Annotated in this window: 20 protein-coding genes; 8 read left to right on the forward strand and 12 right to left on the reverse strand. The window is 43.6% G+C overall.

The window, feature by feature from the left end:
- Positions 1 to 26 precede the first annotated feature (26 nt).
- On the forward strand, positions 27 to 3,611 hold the full coding sequence (locus tag Q0541_RS02020) for a tetratricopeptide repeat protein (RefSeq protein ID WP_298904824.1): 3,585 nt from the start codon (positions 27 to 29) through the stop codon (positions 3,609 to 3,611).
- 724 nt (positions 3,612 to 4,335) lie between these two features.
- On the opposite strand, the gene Q0541_RS02025 is transcribed toward Q0541_RS02020, so the two are convergent.
- A complete protein-coding gene (locus Q0541_RS02025) occupies positions 4,336 to 4,809 on the reverse strand; it encodes a DUF4385 domain-containing protein (protein ID WP_298904826.1) in 474 nt (157 codons plus the stop codon).
- Positions 4,810 to 4,886: 77 nt separating this feature from the next.
- Between Q0541_RS02025 and Q0541_RS02030 the strand changes: the two genes are divergently transcribed.
- Together Q0541_RS02030 and Q0541_RS02035 are read left to right on the forward strand one after the other, a co-directional pair.
- On the forward strand, positions 4,887 to 5,354 hold the full coding sequence (locus tag Q0541_RS02030) for a VOC family protein (RefSeq protein ID WP_298904828.1): 468 nt from the start codon (positions 4,887 to 4,889) through the stop codon (positions 5,352 to 5,354).
- A 28-nt stretch (positions 5,355 to 5,382) separates the two neighbouring features.
- Positions 5,383 to 5,679, forward strand: a complete 297-nt coding sequence (locus tag Q0541_RS02035) for a hypothetical protein (protein WP_298904830.1) — start codon at positions 5,383 to 5,385, stop codon at positions 5,677 to 5,679.
- Positions 5,680 to 5,698: 19 nt separating this feature from the next.
- Here the strand turns inward: Q0541_RS02035 and Q0541_RS02040 are convergent, their stop codons facing one another.
- Positions 5,699 to 6,388 carry a Uma2 family endonuclease gene (locus tag Q0541_RS02040; RefSeq protein ID WP_298904833.1) on the reverse strand — a complete coding sequence of 230 codons (690 nt, stop codon included), beginning with the start codon at positions 6,386 to 6,388 and terminating at the stop codon, positions 5,699 to 5,701.
- A 76-nt stretch (positions 6,389 to 6,464) separates the two neighbouring features.
- Positions 6,465 to 7,226 (reverse strand): methyltransferase, encoded by a 762-nt coding sequence (locus Q0541_RS02045; RefSeq protein WP_298904836.1) that lies wholly within the window; start codon positions 7,224 to 7,226, stop codon positions 6,465 to 6,467.
- 6 nt (positions 7,227 to 7,232) lie between these two features.
- Between Q0541_RS02045 and Q0541_RS02050 the strand changes: the two genes are divergently transcribed.
- Positions 7,233 to 8,051, forward strand: a complete 819-nt coding sequence (locus tag Q0541_RS02050; protein WP_298904838.1) for a methyltransferase domain-containing protein — start codon at positions 7,233 to 7,235, stop codon at positions 8,049 to 8,051.
- 447 nt (positions 8,052 to 8,498) lie between these two features.
- The gene (locus tag Q0541_RS02055) at positions 8,499 to 10,760 is read left to right on the forward strand and encodes a cation:proton antiporter (protein ID WP_298904841.1); all 2,262 of its coding nucleotides are present in this window, start codon (positions 8,499 to 8,501) and stop codon (positions 10,758 to 10,760) included.
- A gap of 99 nt (positions 10,761 to 10,859) precedes the next feature.
- Here the strand turns inward: Q0541_RS02055 and Q0541_RS02060 are convergent, their stop codons facing one another.
- The 7 genes from Q0541_RS02060 to Q0541_RS02090 form a co-directional block, all read right to left on the reverse strand.
- Positions 10,860 to 12,296, reverse strand: coding sequence for a TolC family protein (locus Q0541_RS02060; protein ID WP_298904844.1), 1,437 nt, complete (start codon positions 12,294 to 12,296; stop codon positions 10,860 to 10,862).
- A 103-nt stretch (positions 12,297 to 12,399) separates the two neighbouring features.
- A complete protein-coding gene (locus Q0541_RS02065; protein WP_273766836.1) occupies positions 12,400 to 13,071 on the reverse strand; it encodes an ABC transporter ATP-binding protein in 672 nt (223 codons plus the stop codon).
- 185 nt (positions 13,072 to 13,256) lie between these two features.
- Positions 13,257 to 13,463, reverse strand: a complete 207-nt coding sequence (locus Q0541_RS02070; protein ID WP_298904854.1) for a VOC family protein — start codon at positions 13,461 to 13,463, stop codon at positions 13,257 to 13,259.
- A gap of 57 nt (positions 13,464 to 13,520) precedes the next feature.
- The gene (locus Q0541_RS02075) at positions 13,521 to 14,792 is read right to left on the reverse strand and encodes an ABC transporter permease (RefSeq protein ID WP_298904992.1); all 1,272 of its coding nucleotides are present in this window, start codon (positions 14,790 to 14,792) and stop codon (positions 13,521 to 13,523) included.
- Positions 14,793 to 14,823: 31 nt separating this feature from the next.
- Positions 14,824 to 16,413 (reverse strand): efflux RND transporter periplasmic adaptor subunit, encoded by a 1,590-nt coding sequence (locus tag Q0541_RS02080; RefSeq protein WP_298904857.1) that lies wholly within the window; start codon positions 16,411 to 16,413, stop codon positions 14,824 to 14,826.
- A 102-nt stretch (positions 16,414 to 16,515) separates the two neighbouring features.
- Complete coding sequence (locus Q0541_RS02085) at positions 16,516 to 17,067, reverse strand: hypothetical protein (protein ID WP_298904860.1); 552 nt, start codon at positions 17,065 to 17,067, stop codon at positions 16,516 to 16,518.
- 303 nt (positions 17,068 to 17,370) lie between these two features.
- Entirely contained in the window at positions 17,371 to 18,009 is a 639-nt protein-coding gene (locus tag Q0541_RS02090; protein ID WP_298904863.1) for a TetR/AcrR family transcriptional regulator, read from the reverse strand.
- Positions 18,010 to 18,154: 145 nt separating this feature from the next.
- Here Q0541_RS02090 and Q0541_RS02095 point away from each other — a divergent pair, with 145 nt between their 5' ends.
- Positions 18,155 to 19,033: a tetratricopeptide repeat protein gene (locus Q0541_RS02095; RefSeq protein ID WP_298904866.1), complete on the forward strand. Its 879-nt coding sequence runs from the start codon at positions 18,155 to 18,157 to the stop codon at positions 19,031 to 19,033.
- Positions 19,034 to 19,253: 220 nt separating this feature from the next.
- Here the strand turns inward: Q0541_RS02095 and Q0541_RS02100 are convergent, their stop codons facing one another.
- Positions 19,254 to 19,658, reverse strand: coding sequence for a response regulator (locus Q0541_RS02100; protein ID WP_273766843.1), 405 nt, complete (start codon positions 19,656 to 19,658; stop codon positions 19,254 to 19,256).
- A gap of 283 nt (positions 19,659 to 19,941) precedes the next feature.
- Here Q0541_RS02100 and Q0541_RS02105 point away from each other — a divergent pair, with 283 nt between their 5' ends.
- Together Q0541_RS02105 and Q0541_RS02110 are read left to right on the forward strand one after the other, a co-directional pair.
- Positions 19,942 to 22,509, forward strand: a complete 2,568-nt coding sequence (locus tag Q0541_RS02105) for a DNA topoisomerase (ATP-hydrolyzing) subunit A (RefSeq protein WP_298904874.1) — start codon at positions 19,942 to 19,944, stop codon at positions 22,507 to 22,509.
- A 628-nt stretch (positions 22,510 to 23,137) separates the two neighbouring features.
- Positions 23,138 to 23,323 carry a chlorophyll a/b-binding protein gene (locus Q0541_RS02110; RefSeq protein ID WP_298904876.1) on the forward strand — a complete coding sequence of 62 codons (186 nt, stop codon included), beginning with the start codon at positions 23,138 to 23,140 and terminating at the stop codon, positions 23,321 to 23,323.
- 117 nt (positions 23,324 to 23,440) lie between these two features.
- On the opposite strand, the gene rpoD is transcribed toward Q0541_RS02110, so the two are convergent.
- Complete coding sequence (gene rpoD, locus Q0541_RS02115) at positions 23,441 to 24,607, reverse strand: RNA polymerase sigma factor RpoD (RefSeq protein ID WP_273766849.1); 1,167 nt, start codon at positions 24,605 to 24,607, stop codon at positions 23,441 to 23,443.
- Positions 24,608 to 26,302: the final 1,695 nt, after the last annotated feature.

Raw genomic sequence — 26,302 nt, forward strand, 5'->3', positions numbered from 1 at the left:
TACTGTGGAAACTACTGCTGTCAGCCATGCCCCTAAACTTCACCTTCGCCCTCAGTCAACAGCAAACTTTTGAACTGCGCTGTAATTATGGCTCACGTCGCCTGGATAAAACGGAGTTGGCAGCACTAATTGATTTGTGCAAGCAAAATTATTATGCTCAACAAAGAGATAGCTTACCCTATCTCACCCAGTTGGGACGGCAACTTTATCAATGGCTGGATGGTAAAGAAGGATGGCTGAGAAGGGCGCTGGATGAGGCGGATGAGCAAACGATTCTTCTAGATTTGATTAAAACCAGCGAAGCAAAGGGGTTGAACCCGGAAACAGAACGGGTAGCGTTGGGATTGGCACATTTGCCTTGGGAATTGCTAGATGATGGTGCAGGGTTTTTGATAGAACGCCAGAATTTTTCCGTTTTACCAGTGCGTTCTGTGCAGCAGCGTCAAACCCCAGTGATTGACGTGCAAAATCGTCCATTGCGGTTGCTGTTCATGGCGACTTCTCCTGAAGATCCCAGAGTTCCACCACTAGGGTTTGAGCTGGAAGAAGCGAACATTTTGCAAGCAACTAAGGATCAGCCTTTGGCGTTGATTGTTGAGGAAAGCGGCTCGGTTGTAGAGTTAGCCAATTTGGTGAAATCCTACCCCGAAGATTATTTTGATGTCTTTCACCTCACCGGACATGGGATAATTTATACCCAAAAAGGCCACGGCTATTTACTGCCAAAAGGTGCAACGCTTGCAGACAATACCCCCTGCTTCATCACTGAAGATGAGGTGGGGAATATGCAACTTACTACCGTCAATGATTTAGCTAAAGCCTTTCGCGGACGTTGGCCGCGTGTAACTTTTCTCTCTGGTTGTCATACGGGACAGGTTTCTAACAAGGGGACAGTACCCTCAATGGCGCAGGCATTGGTGAAAGCGGGGGCAGGTATAGTTTTAGGCTGGGCGCGTCCGGTGTATGACCGCACGGGTATTGTAGCGGCACAGGCACTTTATCAAGCTTTGGCGACGGGGGCAACAGTTGAAGAAGCAGTCAAAGCAGCGCAGCAGGAGATGATTGACCAAGAATGCACCGACTGGCATCTGTTGCGGATGTATCGGGATACGCGCCCCATTAACCAACTGGTGACAGCGCTGAGAACAAGAAATCGTGAAAGGCTGACGTTTACAGCGCCAGAGCAAGAATTTCTCGATGAGAATAATCAAGTTAAAGTTGCCAGTCGATTTGAGTTTGTCGGACGCAGGCGGCATTTGCAACGGTGTCTCAAGGCATTACGGGAAACTAGCGATCAAATTGGTGTGTTTATTGCGGGGATGGGGGGACTGGGTAAAAGTAGCTTGGCGGCGCGGTTATGTACACGGGTGGAAGTGCAGCGTTCTAACTTTGCGCGAGTCGTGTTGATTGGGCCTCTGGATGAAATAGGTTTGCTGAATAAGCTTTCTAATAAGTTTGAGCGGTTTGCAGATGTGCCTGCACTTTTGAACGAACCAAAGGTGTCTCTTAAAGGACGGTTGCAAAACTTTTTTGAAGCAATTGAAAACGAACACAACCAACCCTTACTGTTGGTGCTGGATGACTTTGAGCAAAACATCCCCATAGCTAACATTGAAGATGGCTCACTGCGGATGACGGCAGATGCTTACGAAATTTTAGAGGCGATTTGTGCGGCATTGGCGGAAAACGGGGCAGAAAGTCGGCTGATTGTCACCTGTCGCTATTTGAAAGAAGATACTTTGCCACCTCATCGTCTGCATTTGGAATCTTTGGCAGGGATGAGCAGCAGTGATATTGATAAAATCTGCTTTCCTTTAGATAAAGAAGTTAGGCAACAGTTAAGAACTCGGCGGATTATTAAGATTGCCAATGGTAATCCCCGCTTGTTGAAGTGGTTGTTAGAGGTAATTCAGCAACCAGGATTGGCGGCGGATGAATTACTGAATCGGCTGGAGGCGACTGAGCAAAAATTCTGTGAAAATATCTTGGCACAAACTCTGCTGAATGCTTTGGAACCGGAAGAACAAAAGTTTCTTGCACAGTTGAGTGTGTTTAATTTGCCCGTTACTGTTGAAATCATCAATGCCATTTCCCCCTCTGCCTCTTTTCTGCAAAAGCTAACCAACCTTAGTCTAGTTGAGTCTGCCACCACTCACCCCAACCAGCCAGCTAATTATCGGGTGACGACAATTTTAGAATCGTTGCTAGAAACAGTGTTGATTCAGGAAGAATGGCAAGCAACGCGACAGCAAGCAGTGAGGAAAATTTATCAAGTTTGGTGGGAAGAGTCTAAGCAAAAAACGGAACCACAAGCACTGGAAATTCTACGTTTGGGGCTGCTGGCAAAAGAGCAGGAGATTGCTGTCAGTATTGGAGATGGGATTGCAACCTATTGGGTAAATAATTCCCGCTTTGTAGAAGCTTTTGATTTATGTGAGCAAGTTCTGACAGTTTATCAAGACTACCGCATCTTGGGAACCATTGGCCGTGCTGAAGAGGTTTTGGGTTTTGTGCAAGAGGCTGTTGTCCATTTTCAGCAAGCCTTAGATATTTGCCCTGAAGATGACTTAACAAGAAAAGCCACTATCATCAACAACATGGCACTGATCATCGCCCAACAAGGAGATATCGCTAGAGCGATCATACTCTTAGCGCAATCTTTGCAAATACAAGAGCAAATTGGTGATGTTAAAGGCAAAGCTGCTATCTTGAACAACATGGCAGGGGCAATTGCCCAACGAGGAGGCATATCTAAAGCGATCGCACTTTACGAGCAATCTATGGAAATATGTGAGCAGATTGGCGATCTCAAAGGCAAAGCCGCTATCCTCAATAACATGGCACAGGTAATAGCCCAACAAGGAGACATACCTAAAGCGATCAGACTCTGGGAACAATCTTTGGAAATCAAAGAAGCGATTGGCGATGTCAAAGGTATAGCCACTACTCTCAACAACATGGCAGGGGTAATCGCTCAACAAGGGGATATCGCTAGAGCGATCGCACTCTGGAAGCAAGACTTGGAAATATCTGAGCAGATTGGCGATGTCAAAGGTAAAGCCCTGACCCTGGCAAACATAGCTTATTGGACAGGTGAAACCGGGGATAAAGTTAGGGAATTAGAACTGAATTTGCAAGCTGCTTTGGCACTTACACAGGTTTGTGCCTATGTTGATTTAGTGACAGTTCTAACTAGCTTAGGCGTAACAGATGAAAGCAACGGTTTGGTTTACCTGGCTCAAGCAATCTGGCTGACACTGAGGATTCGAGTCTCCTTAGCGCAGACCATTCAGTTAATCCATGCTTTATATGATGCAGTACCTCAAGGCGATGAACTAGAAGCTTTGCTAGGAGCAACGGCAATGTTCTTTTGCAATCGGCGAGGTGAAGGTCATCCCCAGTTAGAGGAACTCCAAGATCGTAGTTCCAAGATGATATCAGGTGCGGCGGATGCCCAAGGTATTGAGACGCAAGAAGCTTTTGATACTTGGATTGTCCAGCAACGGCTGAATGATCTAAAATATTTCCTCCCTCGACTCAACCAACGCCTAGAGGAGATAGTCGGCGATGGGTGGTTGTTTGACCGTAGTCAATTTGAGGTGGAGGGATAAGGGGAAATGCGATCGCGTTAATCTTAAATTAATTGCTGACAATATAACCAGCTTATGCAATCCTTCAATATCACACTGCCAGATGCGATCGCTTAGGCAACTATGATTATTGTTGGATTGCTGAGTGGGGAAATGCGATCGCGTTACTCTTAAATTAATTGATGACAATGTAAAAAGTTTCTACAATCAGTCCTCTAGACTCATTCACGAGTATCAAAGACTCGTCAGTGAGTATCAAAGACTCGTTCACGAGTATAAAAGACTCGTCAGCGAGTATCAAAGACTCGTTCACGAGTATCAAAGACTCGTCAGCGAGTATCAAAGACTCGTCAGCGAGTATAAAAGACTCGTCAGCGAGTATTAAAGACTCATTCACAAGTATCAAAGACTCGTCAGCGAGTATAAAAGACTCATTCACGAGTATCAAAGACTCGTCGGCGAGTATAAAAGACTCATTCACGAGTATCAAAGACTCGTCGGCTGTTCTGACTTTTCACAGTATCTGGAAAACCTCTCTCTAAATCTCTCTCCTACAAGGAGAGAGACTTTGAAATTTTCCCCCTTCCGGCGTCGGGAAGGGGGTTAGGGGGTTAGGTTTTTCGTGGGCTTTTCCAGTTGACTTGAATTGTCAGATCGGCTGTTTGGTAGAGTGCTTAGGGACAACATAACGCAGTAAAAACAACTTGGAAGGTGCTTTACCTTCCTAACCCACCTACAAAGGTTATTAATCTACTTTGTACATCTGCTTATGTTTAGCTAAAAGCTCTTGATATTTCTCGTTTGTCTTTGCTTCTACCCACTTGGCTTTAAATATTGCTGCTGATTCCGCTTTCACTGAGTCTACTTCATAAGGAAGAATCTCTTTTTTGTCACCTGAAGTTTCCGAATTTTGTTTATATTTCCTGCCACTCTTATGATTAGCATAACGACGAGAGCGAGTATAGCCCATTTGGATAAACTTCCGTGCCATATCTGCGCCGACAAAATCATCTTTCTCTAAATAATCAAGAAAAAGCTCGTATATTTTTTCACTCGACTCTCTAGCAATCTCAGGAGTTTTAAACCGCCAGTAGGGAAGAATTTCTGATTTGTATGGTTCAACCAAAAGTACACCCTGCTCACCCTTGCCAACACGATAGAGTTCAGGGTGTTGGCGAAAATCGATATTTTTAAAGTCTAAAGAATAATCAAAAGCCATGTGAAGTGTTTATTATGAATAATAAACTTTAAGAAAGAAGTCGAGCTTCTATCTCTGTAGGGAAATTTTGTTTTATTATGCTATCTAGCACCCAATCCGTGAACAGTGTCCTTGCTCCAGGCAATCTGCGTAAAGTGCATCACATTGCCCTCAACGTCCAGGATATGCAAGCTTCCCGCTACTTTTATGGCACAATCCTGGGTTTGCATGAACTTACAGGCGACGAAGTACCCGCAACTCTGGTGGAACTCGTCGCATCTGGGAAAGTAGCCAACTTCATTACCCCAGATGGAACGATACTGGATTTATTTGGGGAACCAGAGTTATCACCACCAAATCCAGACCCCGAAAAGACTTTCACCAGAGCGTACCATCTCGCCTTTGACATAGATCAGCAGTTATTTGATCGCGCGGTGACAGTGATCAGAGAAAATAAAATAGCGATCGCTCATGGCCCAGTCACTCGCCCTACTGGTAGAGGAGTGTATTTTTACGATCCAGATGGCTTTATGATTGAAATTCGTTGCGATCCAGAAGCTAGTTAACTTAGGGGTAATAACAAAAGTATCTACTATGACCGCTAAACTCACGCAAATATTTAAAGTAATTGAAGAGACGATCACAAAACCGCCAATTCCACACGAACCATACAAGCAATCATTGAAAGCCTGGGCGATGTATTGTTTGCGAGATAAAGGTTTTATAGTCGCTTATGCTCAAAATGCCGACTTTGCCATTGAAAGAAAACGTGAAGAAAAGCTATATTTTAAAGTTTCAAACAGTCCCGAAGATTTAGATAATTCTCTTAACTGGATTGTTTGGGATAGTGTAACCAAAAGCGCCAGTCTCATTCCTCAAAAAATAGACTGATGCCAAAAAATCGCTGTGACTATCTTCCTTCGCCAGACAAGTGCTGCACGAATATTTGATGTTCTGACGAATTTAATCCCAACTGCAATACAGCCAATACTTGCTGCATATTGCCAGCAAGTAAATCTGACATTGACAACCACAAACCAGGAAATACTTGACTTTTGATAATTCCATCTGCGTCCACTTCTAAGGAGACATATTCTCCTTGGTGCAGGCGAAACCAATCTAATTTGTTTTCAAATATTTGCCAAACAATATATTCTTTTACCCCATTGCGACCATAGATTTTTTTCTTATCATGTAAATCAATAGCAACACTGCTAGCTGCTATCTCTATTACGAGTTCTGGCGCACCTTCTATGTAATCATCATCGCTGAAACGAGATTGTCCTTTAGCTGTTGGTGTTATTAATAGCACTCCATCTGGTTGCGGTTCATTGTCTCTATCTAAGCGGACTGTTGGCTCAATTCCCAATCTCACACCAGGAGTTGATGCTTCATAAACTCCCAACCAAGTAATTGTATGGCCATGTGGTTCAGCATGACTTTCAAAGCGTAACGGGGATGCCAAGTATACAACTCCTTCAATTAATTCTGCCTTTTGATGACGGGACATTGCTTGATAGCGTCGCTCAAATTCGTAGCGAGTGAGGCGATCGCCATTCTCTAAAGAAGGAATTCGCTGCTTGAGTGATAGGTTGAACATGATTTTCTGCTCTGGCAAGGAGTTTTACTTTATTATGGCTTGGTGCATATTTTTCTTGTGATCCACTGCTTAAGCCTCATCTTGTCAATAAATCGCTAGAATCAGGTTTCTCAAATACCATTAAATGCTGTTGAGGTAATAAGTTTTTAGTTTCCCGCCAAACCAAACCAACAGCTTGCATTTCTTTACGCACTTGCTTTTGAGTCATCTTATGCAGACCTTTAATCAGAATAAAGGGATTTTCGCCCCGGTACTCAACCAAAACCACCCTACCACCAGGTTTCAGTGCTTTTACAATTCCTTGCATCACTTCTTGGGGATACTCAAGTTCATGATAAGCATCTACCATCAACGCCAAATCGACACTTTCAGGGGGTAGGTTTGGGTCAGTGAGGGTTGCCAAAACAGGCTCAACATTAGTGATATTTTTCTCTTTTTTGAACAACTCAATGATTTCCAACATTTCTGGCTGAACATCTACAGCCAACACTTTACCTGCTGTTAATAGCGGCGCGATGCGAAAGCTCAAGTAACCTGTACCAGCACCAATATCCGCCACCAGATCATTCGGTTTCAGATTGAGGACGTTGACTACCTTACTTGGCTGTTCCTCTCCCTCTCGCCTTGGACGTTCTAGCCAGCCAGCACCTGTGTATCCCATAACTTTGGCAATTTCTCGCCCCATGTAATATTTGCCGATACCATCTGGATTATGGATAATATGCTGTTCGTAAACTGTGGTGGATGAAGAAGCGGCTTGTGCTGTCAGGGTTGGGTTCAGCAGTGAGCAACTCAATATCACAACAAGAGTTACTATAAAGTGGAGAAAATTTGACATTTGGTTATGACTGATCAGGATAACTATAAACAGCAACTAAGAGAATTTTATGGTAGTAGAACGGCTTATGACCATGAGGAAGGTACTCGCCATCCTCTAGAAGCCAAGCTTATACTTGAATTTGTGCCACTAGATTCGGGACAGAAAATTCTTGATGTGGCGACTGGAACAGGTTTAGTTGCGATACCCGCAGCTGAAAAAGTTGGTTCAGATGGTTATGTGATTGGGATTGACATCACCCCTGGAATGTTGCATCAAGCAAGACAGAAGATTGCAGCAGCAAGATTACAAAACATTGAGTTGATTGAGGCAGATGCAGAATATTTCAACTTTAGTGATAGTAGTTTTGATGTTGTCTTTTGCTGTGAAGCAATTGTACTTTTTCCTGATATCCTTACTACTTTGCAAAAGTGGTACGGCTACTTGAAAACAGGAGGGTATGTGGCATTTACCTGTCCTCCCGAAACTGCTTATATGGCATCTCTTCAGCAGAGGATCTACGCTAAAGTTTTGGGCGAATCGTTACCACATATCCTTGAGCCACTTGGGACTCCAGAAAAATGTCGTAATTTGCTCAATCAGGCGGGTTTTAGAGATATCGAAATTAAGATTGAGCCATCAGGACGTTATCGCCCTGTTAGGGATAGCAGATTATCTGGGACAGTAATTAATATAAATTTTAAAGGGAATCCGTTGTTGTCAAAATTATCAGAAGAACAATTAAATCAGTTGCAAGTTGAGTACAAAGCAGAAATTGAAAACCTAGCAACTGATCAAGGTCTTTGGGAAGACACTACAAAGTTCTTTGTTCGCGCTCGAAAATAAATTGATGAGCAAAGCTTTGTTCCTGAACTGACCAATGATTCCTTGATGCTACAGAGCAAGTGGAATACGCTTGGGTTAAGGCTAAAATCTTTTGTTAAAGTCAATTTTTTTATCGTAGACGCAAAGCGGCTTGCCGCAGGCTACCACAGAGGCGCAGAGAACACCGAGAGAAGAAAGAAATGCTTAACTGAACTGTATTGAGATTTGCGGATTTATTTGTGGGGTCAATCCAAAATCCAAAATCGTTCGACTGAGCGTAGCGTACTCCTTCTCTACGAGACGCTCCGCGAACGGAGAAGCAAGCTACGCGTAGCGTTCCGCAGGAAAGTCTAAAATCCAAAATTGTCTGACAGTTTAACCTCCTAGACCGATGTAGAAGTAAATATTTTTAGGATTTACTTGAAGCAGCCCCATTAAAAATTCGTAATCCAACCTTTGGACGCTTATATGCAAAACCTGTCCCTAATGTTAGTGCCTGTACTCGCTGCACAGAAAGTAGTAGGTGACGGTTTAATTAAACCTCTCGGTCATCATGAACTGCTGTTGGTGCTGGTACAACTGTCACTATTGCTTCTGGTAGCGCGGGGATTAGGTGAGTTGATGCGCCGGATTAACCTACCGCCTGTTGTTGGGGAATTACTGGCGGGTGTGCTGCTGGGCCCTTCTCTATTTGGTTTGCTCCTTCCAGACTTACAGGCACACATCTTTCCCAAAAGTCAAGAACAATCTAATTTACTTTCGGTAATCTCTTGGTTAGGCGTGTTATTTTTACTGATTGTGACTGGATTGGAGACGGATCTCAAGCTGATTCTTCGTAAGGGGAAAACGGCTCTACTGATTTCACTGGGCGGAATTATTGTCCCGTTTATCACTGGATTTGGACTGGGGTGGCTATTGCCAGATAGTTTTTTAGCCGACCCACAAAAGCGACTAGTATTTAGTCTGTTCATCGCCACAGCAATGAGTATTTCAGCAGTACCAGTGATTGCTAAAGTACTGATGGACTTAAACCTGATTCGCCGTGACATTGGTCAAGTCACCTTAGCTGCTGGTATGACTGACGACACCATCGGCTGGATTTTACTTTCTGTGGTTTCAGGTTTAGCTACTAGTGGCAAATTTGACTTTGGGACAATTTTCCATTCCGTGAGTGCAGCGGTATTATTTCTAGCGATCGCCTTCACCATTGGGCGTACCATCGTAGACCAGATTTTGCGCTGGGTTGATGACTATGTTGGCGGAATCGCCGCTAGTATGTCGGTTGTGCTGATTCTTTCGCTCTCAGCAGCAGCACTTACCCATGCATTAGGGCTGGAAGCTGCGTTAGGTGCTTTCGTGCTGGGGATTCTGGCAGGTCAATCCCGCCGCTTTAGCAATGAAGCTGGACACATGCTAGAAGTCTTCACAGCAGCCTTTCTAGCGCCAATTTTCTTTGCTTCAGCTGGCTTGAAAGTTAACTTGCTAGCTCTGTTAGTGCCCCAGACGTTGATATTTGGCTTGATTGTTCTGGCTGTTGCCTGTGTTGGGAAATTTACAGGTGCTTACATTGGTTCTCGCGTCGGCGGCTTGAGTCATTGGGAAGGTTTGGCAATGGGTTCCGGGATGAATGCTCGCGGGGCGATGGAAATTGTCGTTGCCACGATTGGTTTATCTTTGGGAGTGCTGAATCCACAGATGTACTCGATTATTGTCATGGTGGCGATCGTCACTTCCTTAATGGCTCCACCCCTTTTGCGCTGGACTTTATCAAAAGTGGTTATGGGTGAAGAGGAAGCTCGACGTTTGGAACGAGAAGAACAGGATAGCCACAGCTTTATCAAGCAAATCCAGCGTGTCTTAATACCAACTAGTGGTGGCCCTAACATTCAACTCGCGGCGCAACTAGTCGGTTACATGGCTCACCAAAACTCGATAGAAGTTACATCTCTATATGCCCTGAGTGACAAACAGCCCCAAAAAAAAGCCCGCCGGACGGCAACCCAGGTAAAAGACACCGCTGCCGAGCAAGCTCTGGCTTCTGTCGCCGAGGAAATGCAGCTACCTGCTGATACCACCCTGCAAGCAAAAACGGAGTCTGGGCGTAGTAAAGCGGAGGTGATTCTGAATGAAGCAAACAAAAACTATGACTTGATTGTACTGGGAGCTTCTGAACAGATACGCCCCCAGAAAGCACTGTTCAATTTGCTTGTAGACAAGGTAGTACAAGAAGCGCCTTGTGCAACGATGGTGGTGAAGTCGCACTTACCCCAAGCCAAAGACGAGATATGCAAAATCGCTAAACAAAAGCTGACAAAGATTTTGGTGCCAACGGTAGGGACAGAATATAGCAAAAATGCTGTAGAGATGGCAAGTGCGATCGCTGCTCAAACAGGGGCATTAGTTATGATCGTTAACGTGATTAATTTGCCGCAGGTCGAGTATATTCTTTACGAACAGCGATCGCTAACTCCAGTGAAAGAAATTGCCCATGAGCTACTCGAACAGCAAGCAGCAACTGGTCGCAATCTGGGTGCTGATGTCAAAACTTATATTCTTCAAGGAACCAGCCCAGAAAAGGAAATCCTCAAGTTTGCCCAAACCAAGGAAGTAGACCTAATTATTCTCGGGAGTAGTATCCGAATGGTTACGGGTCGCGTTTTCTTCGGTCACAGAGTGGATGCAATTCTGAATAGAGCAGATTGCCCAGTAGCAGTAATTACTACGCCATAGTCGTTCTAATTAGATGCATTTAGTTTACTTGAATATAGTTATATTCACATAGATTACCAATCTCAATATCTAAGCAAACTTTTCTTTAATGACTTGACCTTAGCGGGAACCTCTGAAAGTGACTGATCTTTGCAAATTAGCTAGAGCGCGATTGTAATCTAAAATAGCTGCGACTCGATTACCTTCTGCTCTTGTCAGGTCATTTTCAGCATCAATCACCTCAGTTTGAGTACCCACACCAGCTTGGAACCTCAGCCTTGCTAAATTGACAGCTTCCCTGGCTTGATTTAAAGCCACACTAGAAGTTTGCACATTATCTAAATTAGATTGCAATTGAGAATAGTACTGTTCTACATCAAAGCGAATTTGGTCGCGCTGGCCAGCAAATTGAGACTCTGCAATCCCAATATTAGCTCTCGACTGATCTGCACGCGCTTTTGCTACTCCTGCATCAAACAAACTTACATTTCCTTCGAGTCCCGCTGAATAACCATCAGTAATGCTGACACCATCATTATACCGATCTAGCACATTGTAGGTGCCTACCAAACTAATTTGCGGCCCTAGCTGTGAAAGCGCCTGTCGTCGCCGTTGCTCGGAAATATTACGTTGTGCCAAATACTGTGGCAATTCTGGACGATTTTGAAACGCTTGGACAATAGTTTCTTGAAGTGTTGGCTGCCAAAGACCCGCTAGTTGTACGGGATCTGCTGCACTGATATTAACTGACTGCGACAAACTTAACAAGGTTGCAAGCTGACGACGGGCAATTTGCTGCTGTGAGATAGAATTAGTCAGGTTTTGTTGGGCATTTGCTAAATTCACCTGAGCTTGCAGCACATCAAACCGCGTACCCACTCCAGCCTGTTCTCTGGCTTGAGTATCCCGCAAACTAGCCTGGGCATTTGCCACAGCAGACCGATTAATTCTTACTAATTCATCAGCTTGTTGCAAATCGTAGTATTGAGTGCTGGCATTCAACCTAATTGTAAGAGACTGAGTTTCAACATCAAATTCATCCACACGTAGTTGTTCTTCAGCTGCTCGGATACTTGCCTCTCGATTACCGGAGGTATAAAGGTTATAATTCAGTTGTGCTGAACCATTGAAAGTGGTGCTGGCTTGAGATGAATTGTTAGTAAAACCATTCCCATTATTAGTCACACGACTGTCAATACCAAGAGTAGGAAATAAGGCAGCTTGAGACTCACGTAGCGCCGAGCGACTGCGTTCTAACTGTAATAGGGCTATCTGTAAGTCTCGATTGTTGCGTTTTGCTAGTTCCAAAGCCTGTGCCAAACTGATTGGCACAGTTTGCTGAATCCTTACTTCCTCCGGTTTGGTAGGAAATTGGAGAGGATTGGAATTGGGGTTGAGGGAATCGGGAACCTTTACAGAGCTTGAGGAATTCTGCGCTTTTGGGGGAGTTGCTGCATTTGCTGCATTTGGAAAAAGAATAGCGATACCTGACGGCAAGGCTACCGCCAACACTACAGTAACCCAGGTAGAATGTACGGAGAATAAGCTGAGATTCATAATGATGTAGTCATTAATTAGGTTTCTTTGAGGATACAATCACCTGATTGACCTACAGAGGTTTAAATTTTAAATTCCCCCTCAAAAGGTTGATATTAACAAATTAACCTACAATCAAACCATCCTGAACTCGAATAATCCTGTTGGTTTGAGCAGCGATATCTGGCTCATGAGTGACAATCACAATTGTGATCCCTTGGTCATTAAGTTCTGTTAGCAAACTCATCACCTCATAGGATGTTTCAGTATCTAAAGCTCCTGTTGGCTCATCTGCCAAAACTAATGCAGGTCGGTTGACCAAAGCACGAGCAATAGCTACCCGTTGTTGTTGTCCGCCAGAGAGTTGACTGGGACGGTTAGATATCCGTGCGCCTAGTCCTACCTTTTCCAAGGCTTCTAATGCCCTTTGACGGCGTTTTGGCTTAGGCAAGTTAGCATAAATCATTGGTAACATGACGTTTTCCAGCGCTGTCGCCCGCGCCAATAGGTTAAATTGTTGGAAAACAAAACCTATTCTTTGATTGCGGATATAGGCTAATTCATCATCATCAAAAGTCGTCAGGTTTCTGCCTTCAAAAATATAGTCTCCAGTTGTGGGACGATCCAGACATCCCAAAATATTCATCAGCGTGGATTTACCCGAACCTGATACACCCATAATGGAGACGTATTCCCCTTCCTCTATGGAGAGTTGAATTCCCTTGAGTATTGGAACACTAACTTCTCCCAAGTGATAGGTTTTGGTAATCGATTCCATCCAAATCATAGTTGTCATATTGATTTCGGCTTAATAAATTGTTAGTTATTGGTTGTTAATTTTTCAAAGATTACATTGACTGTATCACCTGTGAATAATTAAAATTTAGTCCCCAGACTATTTGGAAATAAGCTGCAATATTAGGATGTAAAATTATCAGTAAATAGAATGTAGTTACTGCAATCCAATCCCATAATCACCATCTAATTAAAAGGAGACTGAATTTCGTTAACGTCAAAAAGCCAAAGTAACTCAAGATAAGCATTATCAAAGAAGAAGCAAACATTTGCAGTCCCTTGGCCTCGATGAATTCTCCGACCACCTTCTGTGAGTCCAAAAGCAGTTAGCATATCTGCTGGTGGTGCTTCTGGTTCAACACAGACAAAGATATGATCTAGTTCAAGTTGCATATATTCACCTGTTTTAAGAGAAGCTTTTAATTTTTAAATTTTCTGTTTTTGAATTATTTAGTCACTACGTAAAGCGGTGATTGGATCTAATTTGGATGCGTTCCGGGCTGGAATTACCCCAGCGAGTAAACCAACGGTTAACGAGAGTACAAAGCCAGCAATGATCGACAATAAAGAAATTACAAACGGAAATTTGAAAATGTTTGCAGCTATAAAAGCTAATAAAACCCCAGTCGTCATACCAATACCTCCGCCGACAATGGAAATCACGATCGCTTCGGCTAAAAATTGATTAAGGATGGCAGAATTGGTGGCTCCTACGGCTTTACGAATCCCGATTTCCCGCGTCCGCTCAACCACGGAAACTAGCATAATATTGGCAATACCAATGCCACCAACCACCAGCGAAATTCCAGCGATCGCTACCACCATTACTGTAAATAAACCCACAATACTAGTAAAGGTACTAACAATATCAGCTTGATTAGTCAGCCGAAAATCATCAGCTTGCGGCGGATAAATGTTGTGACGCAGCCGTAAGAGATTGGTGACTTGAAACTGAGCAGCTTCTAACTGCTCCTGATTAGCGCCTTTGACTAAAATTCCACTTACAGAAACGCCTACCAGGGCATTGTTACCTACCAGTCTCTTGGACATAGTAGTTAGAGGGATAAAAATCTGGTCATCTCGATCCATCGGGCCTTGAGCGCCTTTAGGCTCCATCACCCCAATTACTTCATAAGCCTCGCCCTGAATCCGAATTCGCTCACCGATAGGATTTACACCCTTTCCAAAGAGTGTGGTTTGGACTGTGGGGCCAAGAATGGCAAGCTGTGCGGCAATATCTAGTTCTTCCTGAGTAAAATATCTCCCTTGTTGGGGGTGGGTATTTCTGACTTCTGGGTAGTTCAAATCAGTGCCATAAATAGTTGTTGAGGTGTTCTGTCCTGCATATACAACTTGGGCACTGCGTTGGAGATAAGCAGAAACCATCTGTGCTGATGGCGCTTGTGTAGCGATCGCCTTAGCATCTTCCCAAGTCAAGGTGCTGCTAGAACCTACTCCTTGACGGACATTCCCGCTTCTTGCAGCACCCGCTAAGATTTGGATCACATCTGTACCCAATGCTTGGATCTGTTGCTCAACCCCCTTTTGCACTCCCTGACCGACAGAAGTAATGGCAATAACTGAAGAAATCCCAATAATCACGCCCAACATAGTTAGACCTGTGCGTAATTTGTTACTCCACAAAGTCTCTGCCGCCATTGTCAAGATTTCCAGCAATGGTACTGTGCGGGTATTCTTAGCTTTGTAAAAGCCCTTAAATATCTTAAACATAAGGTTTTATTTAAAACTCACTTTAAGGGGAACCACCGCCTTGAGAACGACCACCGCCAGAACCGCCGCCGGAACGACCTCCGCCTCCTCCGGCTCCTCCACCTCCACCTAGACCAGGGAAAACTCCTCCTCTTGGTGTTGATTGCGGGCGCGATCCTGGTGGGAAACTGAGCAATACCCTTTCGTCTCCTGTCAATCCAGACTTAACTTCGGTAAAATTATTCGCGGTGACGCCAGTCTCAATGCGAGTGAACACAGGTCTGTTATTTTTTCCTTGCACAAACACACCTGTGGCATTTTCTTGGCGCACCACTGAAGCTGTTGGCACTACTAAAACATTTTCCACTTGACCGACTTGAAAATCTACTTCCGCATTCATCCCAGACCGCAATAGTCTTTGAGGGTCCAAAAGTGATACTCTCACTTCAAAACTGGTGACGTTTTGCTCTACTATTGCTTGGGCAGCAATTTGGCTGACTTTACCTTCAAAGGTTTTTCCTGGGTAGGCATCTGCTTTAATCGAGACTTTTTGACCAAGGCGGGTTTTGGAAATATTTGTTTCCGCTAAATTTGCGACAACTTCATTTGTTGAAGCTAGAGACAAGATTGAAGAAGAAGAAGAAGAAGCTACTTCACTACTGGCTGTTGTAGGTGTCACGAAAGCGCCTGGATCAGCAAACTTCTTAGTCACCACACCATCAAAGGGGGCGCGAATTACCGTGTCATTGATTTCGGCTTGGATGTTTTGCAGCGATCCACGAGCAGATGTTACCTGGGCGCGGGCTGCGTTAATATCTTCTTGGCGCGTTCCGGCTTTCAGAAGCGCCAAAGCTTGCTGTCTCTGCTTCACCACAGCTCGGGCTTGCTCGATGTCTTCTGGACGTGACCCAGCTTTTTGCAACCCCAGTGCTTGCTGTACTTCATTTACACTAGCTTGGGCGCTGTCGCGAGTGGCACGGTTTTGGTTAAGAGTCTGAAGGGAAATACCACCAGCATTGTAAAGTTGCTGATTACGAACAAAATCATCTTCTGCTTGGCGAAGGGTGGCTTGAGCGCTTTGCAAGCGGGCCTGTGCTTGGGCAATATCTTGAGAGCGATTGCCTGCTTGTACCTTTTGCAGATTCGCCTCAGCTTCGTCTAATACTCCTTGTGCTTGAGCAATATCTTGAGGGCGATTACCTGCGATCGCCTTTTGCAAATTCGCCTCGGCTTGTGCCAATTGTCCTTGAGCGGAGGTAAGCTGCCCCCGCAGGTTGGAATCATCCATGTAAGCGACAATCTGTCCTTGTTTGACAATATCTCCTTCCTTTACCAGCAGTGTTTTCAAGATACCTGAATTTTTCGGGCTGAGGTTGATTGACCGCTCAGGCTTGACCGTTCCGTTCGCTGAAACTGTGATTGTTAAACTCTGCCTTTCTACAGGCTTTGTCAGCACCCGACGTCTGGCTTCTTGACGGGAAACAACTCTTACTTGGTAATAAACTCCATAGCCAATTCCACCCAAAAGGCAAAGAGCAATTAGCCAAGAGAGCCAATTACGTCTGCCCTTTTTTTTCTTTACCTCTGGAACCAAAAGTGAGGAATCTACGGTATTTGATGTATCAATTTTCATCTCTATTTTGTCTATAAAGAACGGCTACCGAGCTAGTTATTCACGGCTAAAACTATAACCTGGTAGCCCTAATACTGACAATTATTTTGAGTTATTGGTGTTTTAAAGGTTTATTTGCAGTACCAATCCACTAGGAAGTCTGTAGTAACCATCACGCTCTCTAACTAATCTCCCAGCAGGAACAATTTCCTGATTGGGAAGAAGAATATCCCCGTTGGGAAGTCTGAAATAACCTTGATTACGCAGTCTGGCTATGGATCTAGCAGGAATAATTTGCCCATTGGGATATCTAATGTCACCATTACCAAGTCTGACTACTCTGCTATAGGGTTCGTTGTCACGGTTCCAATTGCCCCGATCTCTAGAGTTTCTGACTTCTCCAGGATAGGATCTGCCGTCGCGGTTCCAATTACCCCTGTCTCTAAGGTTTCTGACTTCTCCAGGATTAGATCTGCCGTCACGGTTCCAATTGCGCCTGTCTCCAGGGTTGCTGTCTTCTCTATAGTTGCGTCTGCCGTCGCGATCCCAATTTTGATCACGTTCAGCAACAACGTAGACTTTTGTCTGGGCACTTGCAGGCGCAGTCAAGATAGTGGGAACAATGATTAGAGCAGCAGCAGCTAAGACTATCGATACACGGTTTGCTTTTAACATGGAATTGACTCCTTATTTACATTAAAGTTCTATTTTGCTGAGGTTCCGATTCAGTAATTTAAACAGTTGCTTTTGTTTTGGCATCAAGATGTCTAATATTTACTATCTCGTATAAATTCATACATAATAATTATTGCTCAAAAAGTCAAAACCGATGTATGACGAAAGTCACTAGTAATTCCAGACTGATGTATGACGAAAGTCACCAGTTTTCTAATGGGGAGTGGGGAAGGAAAGACGCCAGAAAATATTTCTAAAAATCTTTTTGCGTCCCCGTGTAAGAGCGTCATTGCGTCAGTTTACTTAATCCTGGCTTGGTGCAATTCCTTGCCAGACTATATCCACAAGACTCTGGACAAATGCTGATATTTCCGTGGCCCGATCTCCAGAATTTAAGTAAGTTTCTATTCCTGATTCAGCAGTTGTCATACTGACTTTAGATGACATCTGCTCTAAGAAAACATAGTTCATCAGCGATCCTAGTAAAATATGAGCCACTGTCTGGGGATCGCAAGGGCGAAGGCGATCTTGGTTGATCTCACGCTCTAAGAAAGCAGTCAGTACTTTGACATCTCGCATGGGTTTTGGTTCTTTACCTCCAAGTTCTGCGATCGCATTGCCTCGCGATCGCAGCATCATGATCCGAGGCAGCACTTCGCGATAAAATTCCATAATCTGGAGACAAATATTGATTAGGTTTTCTTTGAGATCGCCTTTACCACAAAGAGATTCCAACTCGTTCACCCACAGGGGTTTTTCTGGAATTCCCATCGCCGCAAAAAATAATTCTTCTTTCGTTGAGAATCGCTTGAAAATTGAAGCTTCAGAAATACCAGCTTGTTGAGCAATTTCTAAGGTTGAAGCACCAAATCCTTGTTGCAAGAAAACTTGCCGAGCCGCTTCTAAGATTTGCTGATTGGTGATTCTAGGTATCCGAGGCATAAATAAGTAAGTAGTTACTTATTAATTTATTGCCTTTGTGCTTGGGATGTCAAGAACTAATGACGTAAGATTTTACTGCCGTCAACAGCCCAGATCGTTTAAGCTAGCTGAAAGATTCTTTGATTAGTGGCTTAAAGGCGGTAGTGTGCCTAAATATGTTCGTTTGATTTCTCTTCTAATGGTTTGTAGTTTGTGGAGTATGCCACAAGCCGCTAACGCGCAGGCATTAATACCCCATACATTGCAAGTAGATGCAGAGAAGCAGGGGTTGAGGTTGGCACAGGAAGCAGCTCAACTCGCTCAGTTTCAACAGGTTGAATTAGCTTTGCCACTAGCGCGGCTGGCTAGTAACCTGGCTTCTAAAAATGAGAAGGTGTGGTTGCTCTTAGGTGGATTGCAGCTACAAACTAAAGACTTTGACGCAGCGATCGCTAGCCTGAAAAAAGCTCAATCTATCAACCCCAAAAATGGTGAGATTCTGTTTGCTTTGGGTTCAGCTAATTTTCAGCAGAAAAATTACCAGGCATCTGTTGTCAATTACCAAGACGGTTTGAAGTTAAAACCCAATGATCCAGAAGGGTTATTTAATTTGGGTAATTCTTACTTTCTGCTGGGTCGATTCCCAGATGCGATCGCACAGTACAATAAAGCCGTCTCCCAAGATAAAAAATTCTGGCCGGCGCTGAACAATATTGGCTTAATCAACTACGAACAGGGTGATACCCCTGGAGCAATTAAGCGATGGCAATCTGCTGTAACCCTTGAGAAGCAAGCCGCAGAACCTTTATTGGCCTTGGCAGTGGCACTGTATACTAAAGGCGATCGCCAACAAGGACTAACCTTTGGAGAAGCTGCACTCCGCATCGATCAGCGCTATGCTAGTTTGGATTTTCTCAAAGAAAATCTCTGGGGCGATCGCCTACTGTCTGATACGAAAAAATTCCTAGAATCACCCCGTATTCAAGCAGCCCTACTGCAACGAGATAACTCATCATCAGCCCCTGAACAACAGCCTACCCAATAGGAATGCTGAGTTAGGAGTTAGGAGTTAGGAGTTAGGAGTTAAAAGTTAAGAGTTAAAAGTTAGGAGTTGGCAGTTCAATATTTCAACTCCTCACTCATAACTTTCCTATTACTACTTGCTTAATGGCACCTTTTCGTAGTACATATATACTAAAGAAAATCCAGGAATACTCGCCCAAAAACGTTTTTGGGCGAGTATTCCTGAAATAAGTCGTTAATTCTCAGTGGTCGTCTGTGGGTAGAAGTGCGATGATTTGGTCAACAAACAGTTGATGGTCAACAACTGGCTTAGAAATGTAGCCATCAGCGCCGCTTTGCTTGAGAAAGTTCTCGCGATCGCCTTCCATAGCATGTGCCGTCACCAAAATAATAGGTAAGTTTGCTGTTTTTGGATCAGATTTTAACATTTGTGTAATCTTGATTCCATCAACGGACTTACCTTGGTAAACACTTCTAGACAGAGAAACATCCATCAAAATTAGGTCTGCTTCTCCAGATTGGGCAATTTTTATGACTTCTTCGACATTTTCAGTGTGTTTCACACCCAAACCGCCACGCTTGGACAAAATCTTGGAAAAAACGCGAGCATTAATTAAATCGTCTTCGACAATTAAAACAGTTTTCATGAGAATTTTACTTATAGAGGTGAGGGAATTCAAGAATTCAAAAATTCAAAATTAACAAATGCAATCATGGTAAGTATCATGGCTACTAAGTGTATATAGATTATACTCGTGTGATCCTTTTTAATAGTCAATGTGCATCCTGGTCATCAAGGATGATACTACTGCTTTTTCTTCTGTAACCATCAAAATTTTGTTATGAATCCTATTTGATCCGTTATGCTGTGGTTGCTGCAATATTGGGTTCCGCCGGCTTTTGTGTAGTTAAATTTCAGGGAAAAAACTCATGGCAAAACAGTTAAACCTTCTCTCAACGGGACAGGTCATTACAACAGCCCTGCACACGGAGATGCAACGGTCTTATCTAGAATATGCCATGAGCGTGATTGTCGGGCGAGCGCTACCAGACGTGCGTGATGGCTTAAAACCAGTGCATCGTCGCATTCTGTATGCAATGCACGAACTTGGTTTAATACCAGATAGACCTTATCGAAAATGTGCCCGTGTAGTAGGTGATGTGTTAGGTAAATACCATCCTCACGGCGACCAATCAGTTTACGATGCTTTAGTAAGGCTGGTGCAGGACTTTTCTAGCCGCTATCCTTTACTAGCAGGACACGGTAACTTTGGCAGCGTCGATAATGACCCGCCAGCGGCGATGCGCTACACAGAAACGCGCCTCGCACCCATCAGCCATGAGGGAATGCTGACAGAAATTGGCGAAGAAACTGTGGAATTTGTCGGGAACTTTGATAATTCCCAGCAAGAACCAACGGTGCTACCCGCTCAGTTGCCGTTTCTGTTGCTGAATGGCTGTTCTGGTATTGCTGTGGGCATGGCGACAAATGTACCACCGCACAACTTGGGGGAAATTGTCGATGGGTTAATTGCCTTTATCGACAACCCAGATTTGTCAGATGAAAAGTTATTCGAGTTAATTCCAGGGCCAGACTTTCCCACTGGTGGGGAAATAATTGGTGAGACTGGAATTCGGGAAGCATACACCACAGGTAAGGGTGGGATTTTACTGCGGGGAGTTGCGACTCTAGAAGAAATTCCAGCCACTAAGGGAAGCAAGCGACGGACGGCAATTATCATTACAGAATTGCCATATCAAGTGAATAAGGCTGCCTGGATTGAGAAGGTAGCGGACTTAGTAAATCAAGGTCGCCTGCAAGGAATTTCTGATCTTCGGGATGAGAGCGATCGCGAAGGGATGCGGGTAGTAATTGAACTCAAACGCGATACCAATCCCCAAGAAGTTCTCCAGCATTTATATCACCAAACTGCTTTGCAAATGACTTTTGGGGCAATTCTTCTAGCAATAGTAGATGGACAACCCCGCCAGTTAAGTTTGCGTCAACTGTTGCAGGAGTTTTTGAGTTTCCGAGAACAGACGCTGAACCGTCGCTACAATTACGAGTTGGGGAAGGCCCAAAGTCGTGTGCAGTTGGTGGAAGGTTTACTCAAAGCACTATCTAATTTGGATCAGGTAATTGAAATTTTACGGCAAGCTCCCGATGGAAGTACGGCAAAAATAAATCTTTGTAGCAGACTGGATTTGAGTGAGGTACAAGGAGATGCAATTTTGGCTATGCCATTGCGCCGCCTCACCAGTTTAGAACAGCAAAATTTGCAGCAGGAATTTGAGCAGCTAAGTGAACAAATTAGATTGTTAGAGCAATTGCTCAATGATCGCCGAGAATTACTCAAGGCGCTGAAAAAAGATTTGCGATCGCTCAAGCGCAAGTACAGTGATCCGCGGCGGACAAAACTAGCGCCTACCAGTAGCGAGACAAGGATACAAGAGGATAAAGGGATAAGGGGACAAGGAGTAGAGGATGGTGAGGAAAATCCAAAATCCAAAATCCAAAATCCAAAATTAGAACAGCCAGCAGAGGAAGCGGTTTTAGAGTTTACCCAACGGGGTTATGTCCGCCGCACTCAGCCATCTGGGAGAAAGTCAAAAGCTGAAAATGGTCTACATGATAATGACTTCATTATCCAAACAGTGTTGACCAATACAGAGAAAGACTTGCTAATACTAACTGCTGGCGGCAAAGTCTACCCTGTGAATGTGGGAGAAATTCCCCCAACCACTGGACGTTCTCCACGGGGAAAACCTTTGATTACTATGCTCAGTAGTACTGCTCAAGGTGCTCAAGAAGCTGTGGTCAGCCGCTTTTTGCTCCCGGAAAATCTTGAAACTAGCCAGATGATTCTTTTAACAAAACAGGGACGAATTAAGCGTCTGTCTCTGGGAGAATTTACTGACCTGACTCGGCGCGGAATCACGATTTTGAAGCTCAAAGACGATGATGAATTGTCATTTACCCAGTTCACCACTCCAGGGGAGCATCTGATTTTAGCTAGTTCAGGTGGGCGACTGTTGCGCTTTGCAGTCAATGATGAACAATTACCGATTATGGGTCGCACAGCGATGGGTTTACAAGCATTTCGGCTATTGAAAAATCAGCAAATGGTTGGCTGTGTCACTGTCGCCAAAGATGACCAGCTGCTGTTAGTTACTCAAGAAGGATATGCAAAGCGGATGGCTGCGAGTCAGTTAAGAGCGGCTAATCGCGGTGATTTAGGCACGCAAGCGCTGAAATTTGCCAGCAAAACCGACAACTTAGCTGGTATGGTCATGGCGATGCCTTCTCTACGAGACGCTACGCGAACGGCGGGCTACGCCAACGCATCTGGCGAGATAGCTTTAGTGACGAATAAAGAGCGGGTAGTGCGGATACCTGTGGAAACAGTGCCAATCTTAGGTAGAGATGTCAAAGGTGAAAGCATCCTCCAACTCAACCGCGATGAAAAAATCATCACCGTCGCTGAAGTGCGAACTTAATCAAGGTGAGTTTCTATTTTTGTAGGGCTTGCCTCGAAAAGAAGTCTCCGACTGGGAATGTCTTTCGAGAGGGCTGCCGCCTCCCAAATTGGCAGCATAAAATATTGAGATAGTGCTTACCTAAGCTAGATTTAGATCCCCGACTTCTTGAAGAAGTCGGGGATCTGAGCAGCAACTTTTGCTTAGGGATTTCCAACAAATAAATTATCCAATCTTGTGGGGGATTTTTTTATTTGGAAGTCCCTTAAGTAAACTTGACACTCTGCGGTCTGTTCGCCCAAAGGGCTGTAGGGAGAAGACGCGCAGATTCTTCAAGATTCCCTTAAAAAGGATAGTCAAATATCCCCCTAAACGCTCAAAACAACTACTAATACGACCAATCCAAAAAAATATTTGACAATTGATATCAATAAGCTAATATTGTCTATGATGCTAAAAATCCAAATAGTATTTTTCTACCTCTGTAAATCTAACTGAAGGCAGATGTTTTTATGTGTATAAATCGCTATTTCTACTTATGTCAAGCTATGGAAACAAAAATATAAAAAATGTTGCTTTTACGAAAATATTTGTTATATTAGTTTACATAAAGCAACAAACCTTAAGAATCAAATTTGGAGTTCCAGCCATGACAAATGCAAGCACAACAAAAGTAACTACTCCTATAATTGAAGATCGCAACGCTTGGCGCTGGGGCTTCACCCCACAAGCAGAAATCTGGAACGGTCGCTTGGCAATGATTGGCTTTTTGGCAGCCGTTTTGGTTGAGCTTTTTTCTGGTCAAGGCTTTCTACATTATTGGGGCATCCTATAAGTTTTAATATTCAATATGACCTATAAATAAAAAAACCTGGAGTGCTAATTCACTACCAGGTTTTTTATTTGTTTGTGATTAGTCATTCGCTTTAAACAAATGACTAATGACTAATAATTACCGAATATATTCCTTGAGAACGCTGTTGCGATTTGGATGGCGTAACTTGCGGAGTGCTTTCGCCTCAATTTGACGAATCCGTTCGCGGGTGACATTGAAAATCTGTCCAATTTCCTCAAGGGTCTTCATCCGACCATCATCCAAGCCGTAACGCAGTCTGAGGACATCTCGTTCACGGGGACTGAGACTGTCGAGGACTTTTTCAAGGTCTTCGCGCAGAAGATTTTTGGAAACTTGGTCTTCTGGTGTCTCACCATCGGATTCAATAAAATCGCCCAATCGAGAATCTTCTTCTTTCCCAATGGGCGTTTCTAGTGAAATGGGTAACTGGGCGGATTTAGCAATAAACCGCAACTTCTCAATGGTCATTTCCATGCGAGTGGCGATTTCTTCTTCGGTGGGTTTGCGACCCATTTCTTGAGACAGCAGCTTGGTAGTTTTCTTAATCCGAGAGATGGTTTCGTAGAGGTGAACTGGAAGGCGAATAGTGCGGGATTGATCTGCGATCGCGCGGGTAATTGCTTGACGAATCCACCAAGTAGCGTATGTAGAGAATTTGTAACCTTTTTCGTGGTCAAACTTTTCAGCGGCGCGAATCAAACCGAGACTGCCTTCCTGAATCAAATCTTGGAATGACAAACCACGATTCATGTATTTCTTAGCAATTGAAACCACAAGACGCAGGTTAGATTGCACCATCTTGTCTTTCGCCCTGCGACCAACATGCAGGCGATAACGAAAGGCTGGTAGTGGTAGTTGCACTGCTTCTGCCCATTCACTATCTCGAGGATCGCGATCCAACTGTTCTGAGAGTCTTTCCCGCACCCTCTCTAATTCCAGCAAATCGGCTATTTTCCGCGCCAATTCAATTTCTTCGTCTGCCCGCAACAGCCGAATTCTCCCAATTTCTTGCAAGTAAAGCCGAATTGAATCTTCAGTGTAGTGCTTTTTCTTGCTTTGTGTCCGACGACGCGATTTAGCGGCTTTTCCAGACTTTGCGTCGTCCTCATCAGACTGAGGCTCTAAAAATTCATCGTCACCTTCATCGATGATCAGCAAGTCCTCTTCATCGTCTATTAAGAGTTCTTCTAACTCGAGCTCAGGCTGATTCATTATTTCTAGGTCAGGCTGATAGCTTTCGAGTACGTTGTTAGCCTGGTTCATGCCGCGTTCCTCATGCTCCTTGCAGAATCAATTACTCAAGATGTGTTTACTGCTCTTTTAAACGAGCTAGTTGTCAATCGAAAATAAGCTTTTTGGCAGATTTGCCAGAAATATTTTCGGACGTTTTGCACCTCCAGTCGGAGGGTTTTTTAGTTTAGTTTAAGCAACTACTAAAGGTGACTTACTCACCTTAGTAAATGTTATATGTGTTGCTATCACATATTGCTTTCAACTAACTGATCAAAAAAAAGACTCGCCTTTATCAAAAAACTTGCCACTCTATACAAACAAATTCAGACTTTTGGCAGATTTTCCTATAAAGACTCTTCCGATTGTAGCCTGTTTCACAGAAATTGCACTCTTTTTGTGTATTAATCATGAACTCCCACAGCAATTGTTAGCCACCATTACCAAAAAGACATTAAAAACGGGAATTATACCCTGAAATTTTTTCTCCACTTTTCGGAATTGCAGTGACGCTCTTATTACATTACGAAGTAAGTACGCTTGCTTTGTCCGAATTTCATGTATTTTACACAACATTAATTACTTAGAAAGAGGGCATTGGAGGTTAATTCAGACGACAAGTCTTAATTTATCCATTTTTACATTTCCTTCATAAATTACGCATTCCTTAGACTAAAGCAGGTCTTGACCTTGGGTAAATACAACAAGGGTGATGGTGCTTGCCTGAAAGCAGTTAACCTTCTGCGTACTAATTACCTTAACTGAGGAGTTGAGGCTGTGGCATAATCAACCTGATAGCAGATCAATTTAGGTTTAACTAATTCGGCCTTATTCACAGGTTAGCGCACTGTGGCGATTTCAGCCCTATGAAACTTGACAAACTCTTCTTATTGTATACAAAGATATTTTAATCAATTCAAAAACGATTTGTCTGCGAACTTACCAATATAGTCCTATTTAAGACAAAAGTTTATTAGATACATACGATACAATAGCGATCGCGACCGTAGTACATGAAGATATTAACAAGTTTTCAGCCAGATGGTGCCTGCTTCCAACAGCCATCACCTCGAACAGAGAGAACCCAGAAGATTGCCTAATGATTTGGTTACAAAGCTTTTTTGCGTAATTAAATTGTAAATTTAAATACTTTTGTTTCGGTAATTTTCTGTCATCTTATTATCAGAAATCCTCAAGATATTTAATTAATTGCTGTTTGATAAATGATATTCAGTTATTTTCTTAAAGCATAACAAATGTGTTTATAACTGGTGGGCCAAATTAATTAGCCAGTCAGTGCAGAAAGTATTGTCTGACTAAATTTCCAATAAAGTTGGTAGTTTTGCTAACAATAAAAATTGAACTTTTGTAAAATATTGACAATAAGCAAATTATATGAATATGAGCACTCATTTAACGCCCTTCTCACATTGCCAGAGGCTAGTACGCCACGGCGGAAATAGAGCAACCGTTTAAAAACCCTAAAGAGCTTATTCCGTAATACTTTTGACTTTTGACTTCCGCCTTGCGGTACTAGCGCCTGCCGTAGGATGCCCGAACGCAAGTGCATCTTTTCTCTTGAGAAGGGCTGTAGGGAGAAGACCGCGCCCGTTCCCCTTAAAAAGGCTTGCTCTAATTCCCTCCTTTTTAAGAAGGGTTAGGGAAGATCAAGCCTTAACGCAGGCGTATTGGAATATAAAGTCTTTACCAAAAGTCTGTTCCAGGAAT

This window comes from uncultured Nostoc sp. (genome assembly GCF_937863485.1).
GTDB lineage: Bacteria > Cyanobacteriota > Cyanobacteriia > Cyanobacteriales > Nostocaceae > Nostoc.

What these genes read in the sequence shown, in the direction of transcription:
- Q0541_RS02020 (WP_298904824.1), top strand. Translation starts at nt 27, where the DNA reads ATGCCCCTAAACTTCACCTTCGCCCTCAGTCAACAGCAAACTTTTGAA.
- Q0541_RS02025 (WP_298904826.1), bottom strand. Translation starts at nt 4,809, where the DNA reads ATGGCTTTTGATTATTCTTTAGACTTTAAAAATATCGATTTTCGCCAA.
- Q0541_RS02030 (WP_298904828.1), top strand. Translation starts at nt 4,887, where the DNA reads ATGCTATCTAGCACCCAATCCGTGAACAGTGTCCTTGCTCCAGGCAAT.
- Q0541_RS02035 (WP_298904830.1), top strand. Translation starts at nt 5,383, where the DNA reads ATGACCGCTAAACTCACGCAAATATTTAAAGTAATTGAAGAGACGATC.
- Q0541_RS02040 (WP_298904833.1), bottom strand. Translation starts at nt 6,388, where the DNA reads ATGTTCAACCTATCACTCAAGCAGCGAATTCCTTCTTTAGAGAATGGC.
- Q0541_RS02045 (WP_298904836.1), bottom strand. Translation starts at nt 7,226, where the DNA reads ATGTCAAATTTTCTCCACTTTATAGTAACTCTTGTTGTGATATTGAGT.
- Q0541_RS02050 (WP_298904838.1), top strand. Translation starts at nt 7,233, where the DNA reads ATGACTGATCAGGATAACTATAAACAGCAACTAAGAGAATTTTATGGT.
- Q0541_RS02055 (WP_298904841.1), top strand. Translation starts at nt 8,499, where the DNA reads ATGCAAAACCTGTCCCTAATGTTAGTGCCTGTACTCGCTGCACAGAAA.
- Q0541_RS02060 (WP_298904844.1), bottom strand. Translation starts at nt 12,296, where the DNA reads ATGAATCTCAGCTTATTCTCCGTACATTCTACCTGGGTTACTGTAGTG.
- Q0541_RS02065 (WP_273766836.1), bottom strand. Translation starts at nt 13,071, where the DNA reads ATGACAACTATGATTTGGATGGAATCGATTACCAAAACCTATCACTTG.
- Q0541_RS02070 (WP_298904854.1), bottom strand. Translation starts at nt 13,463, where the DNA reads ATGCAACTTGAACTAGATCATATCTTTGTCTGTGTTGAACCAGAAGCA.
- Q0541_RS02080 (WP_298904857.1), bottom strand. Translation starts at nt 16,413, where the DNA reads ATGAAAATTGATACATCAAATACCGTAGATTCCTCACTTTTGGTTCCA.
- Q0541_RS02085 (WP_298904860.1), bottom strand. Translation starts at nt 17,067, where the DNA reads ATGTTAAAAGCAAACCGTGTATCGATAGTCTTAGCTGCTGCTGCTCTA.
- Q0541_RS02090 (WP_298904863.1), bottom strand. Translation starts at nt 18,009, where the DNA reads ATGCCTCGGATACCTAGAATCACCAATCAGCAAATCTTAGAAGCGGCT.
- Q0541_RS02100 (WP_273766843.1), bottom strand. Translation starts at nt 19,658, where the DNA reads ATGAAAACTGTTTTAATTGTCGAAGACGATTTAATTAATGCTCGCGTT.
- Q0541_RS02105 (WP_298904874.1), top strand. Translation starts at nt 19,942, where the DNA reads ATGGCAAAACAGTTAAACCTTCTCTCAACGGGACAGGTCATTACAACA.
- Q0541_RS02110 (WP_298904876.1), top strand. Translation starts at nt 23,138, where the DNA reads ATGACAAATGCAAGCACAACAAAAGTAACTACTCCTATAATTGAAGAT.
- rpoD (WP_273766849.1), bottom strand. Translation starts at nt 24,607, where the DNA reads ATGAACCAGGCTAACAACGTACTCGAAAGCTATCAGCCTGACCTAGAA.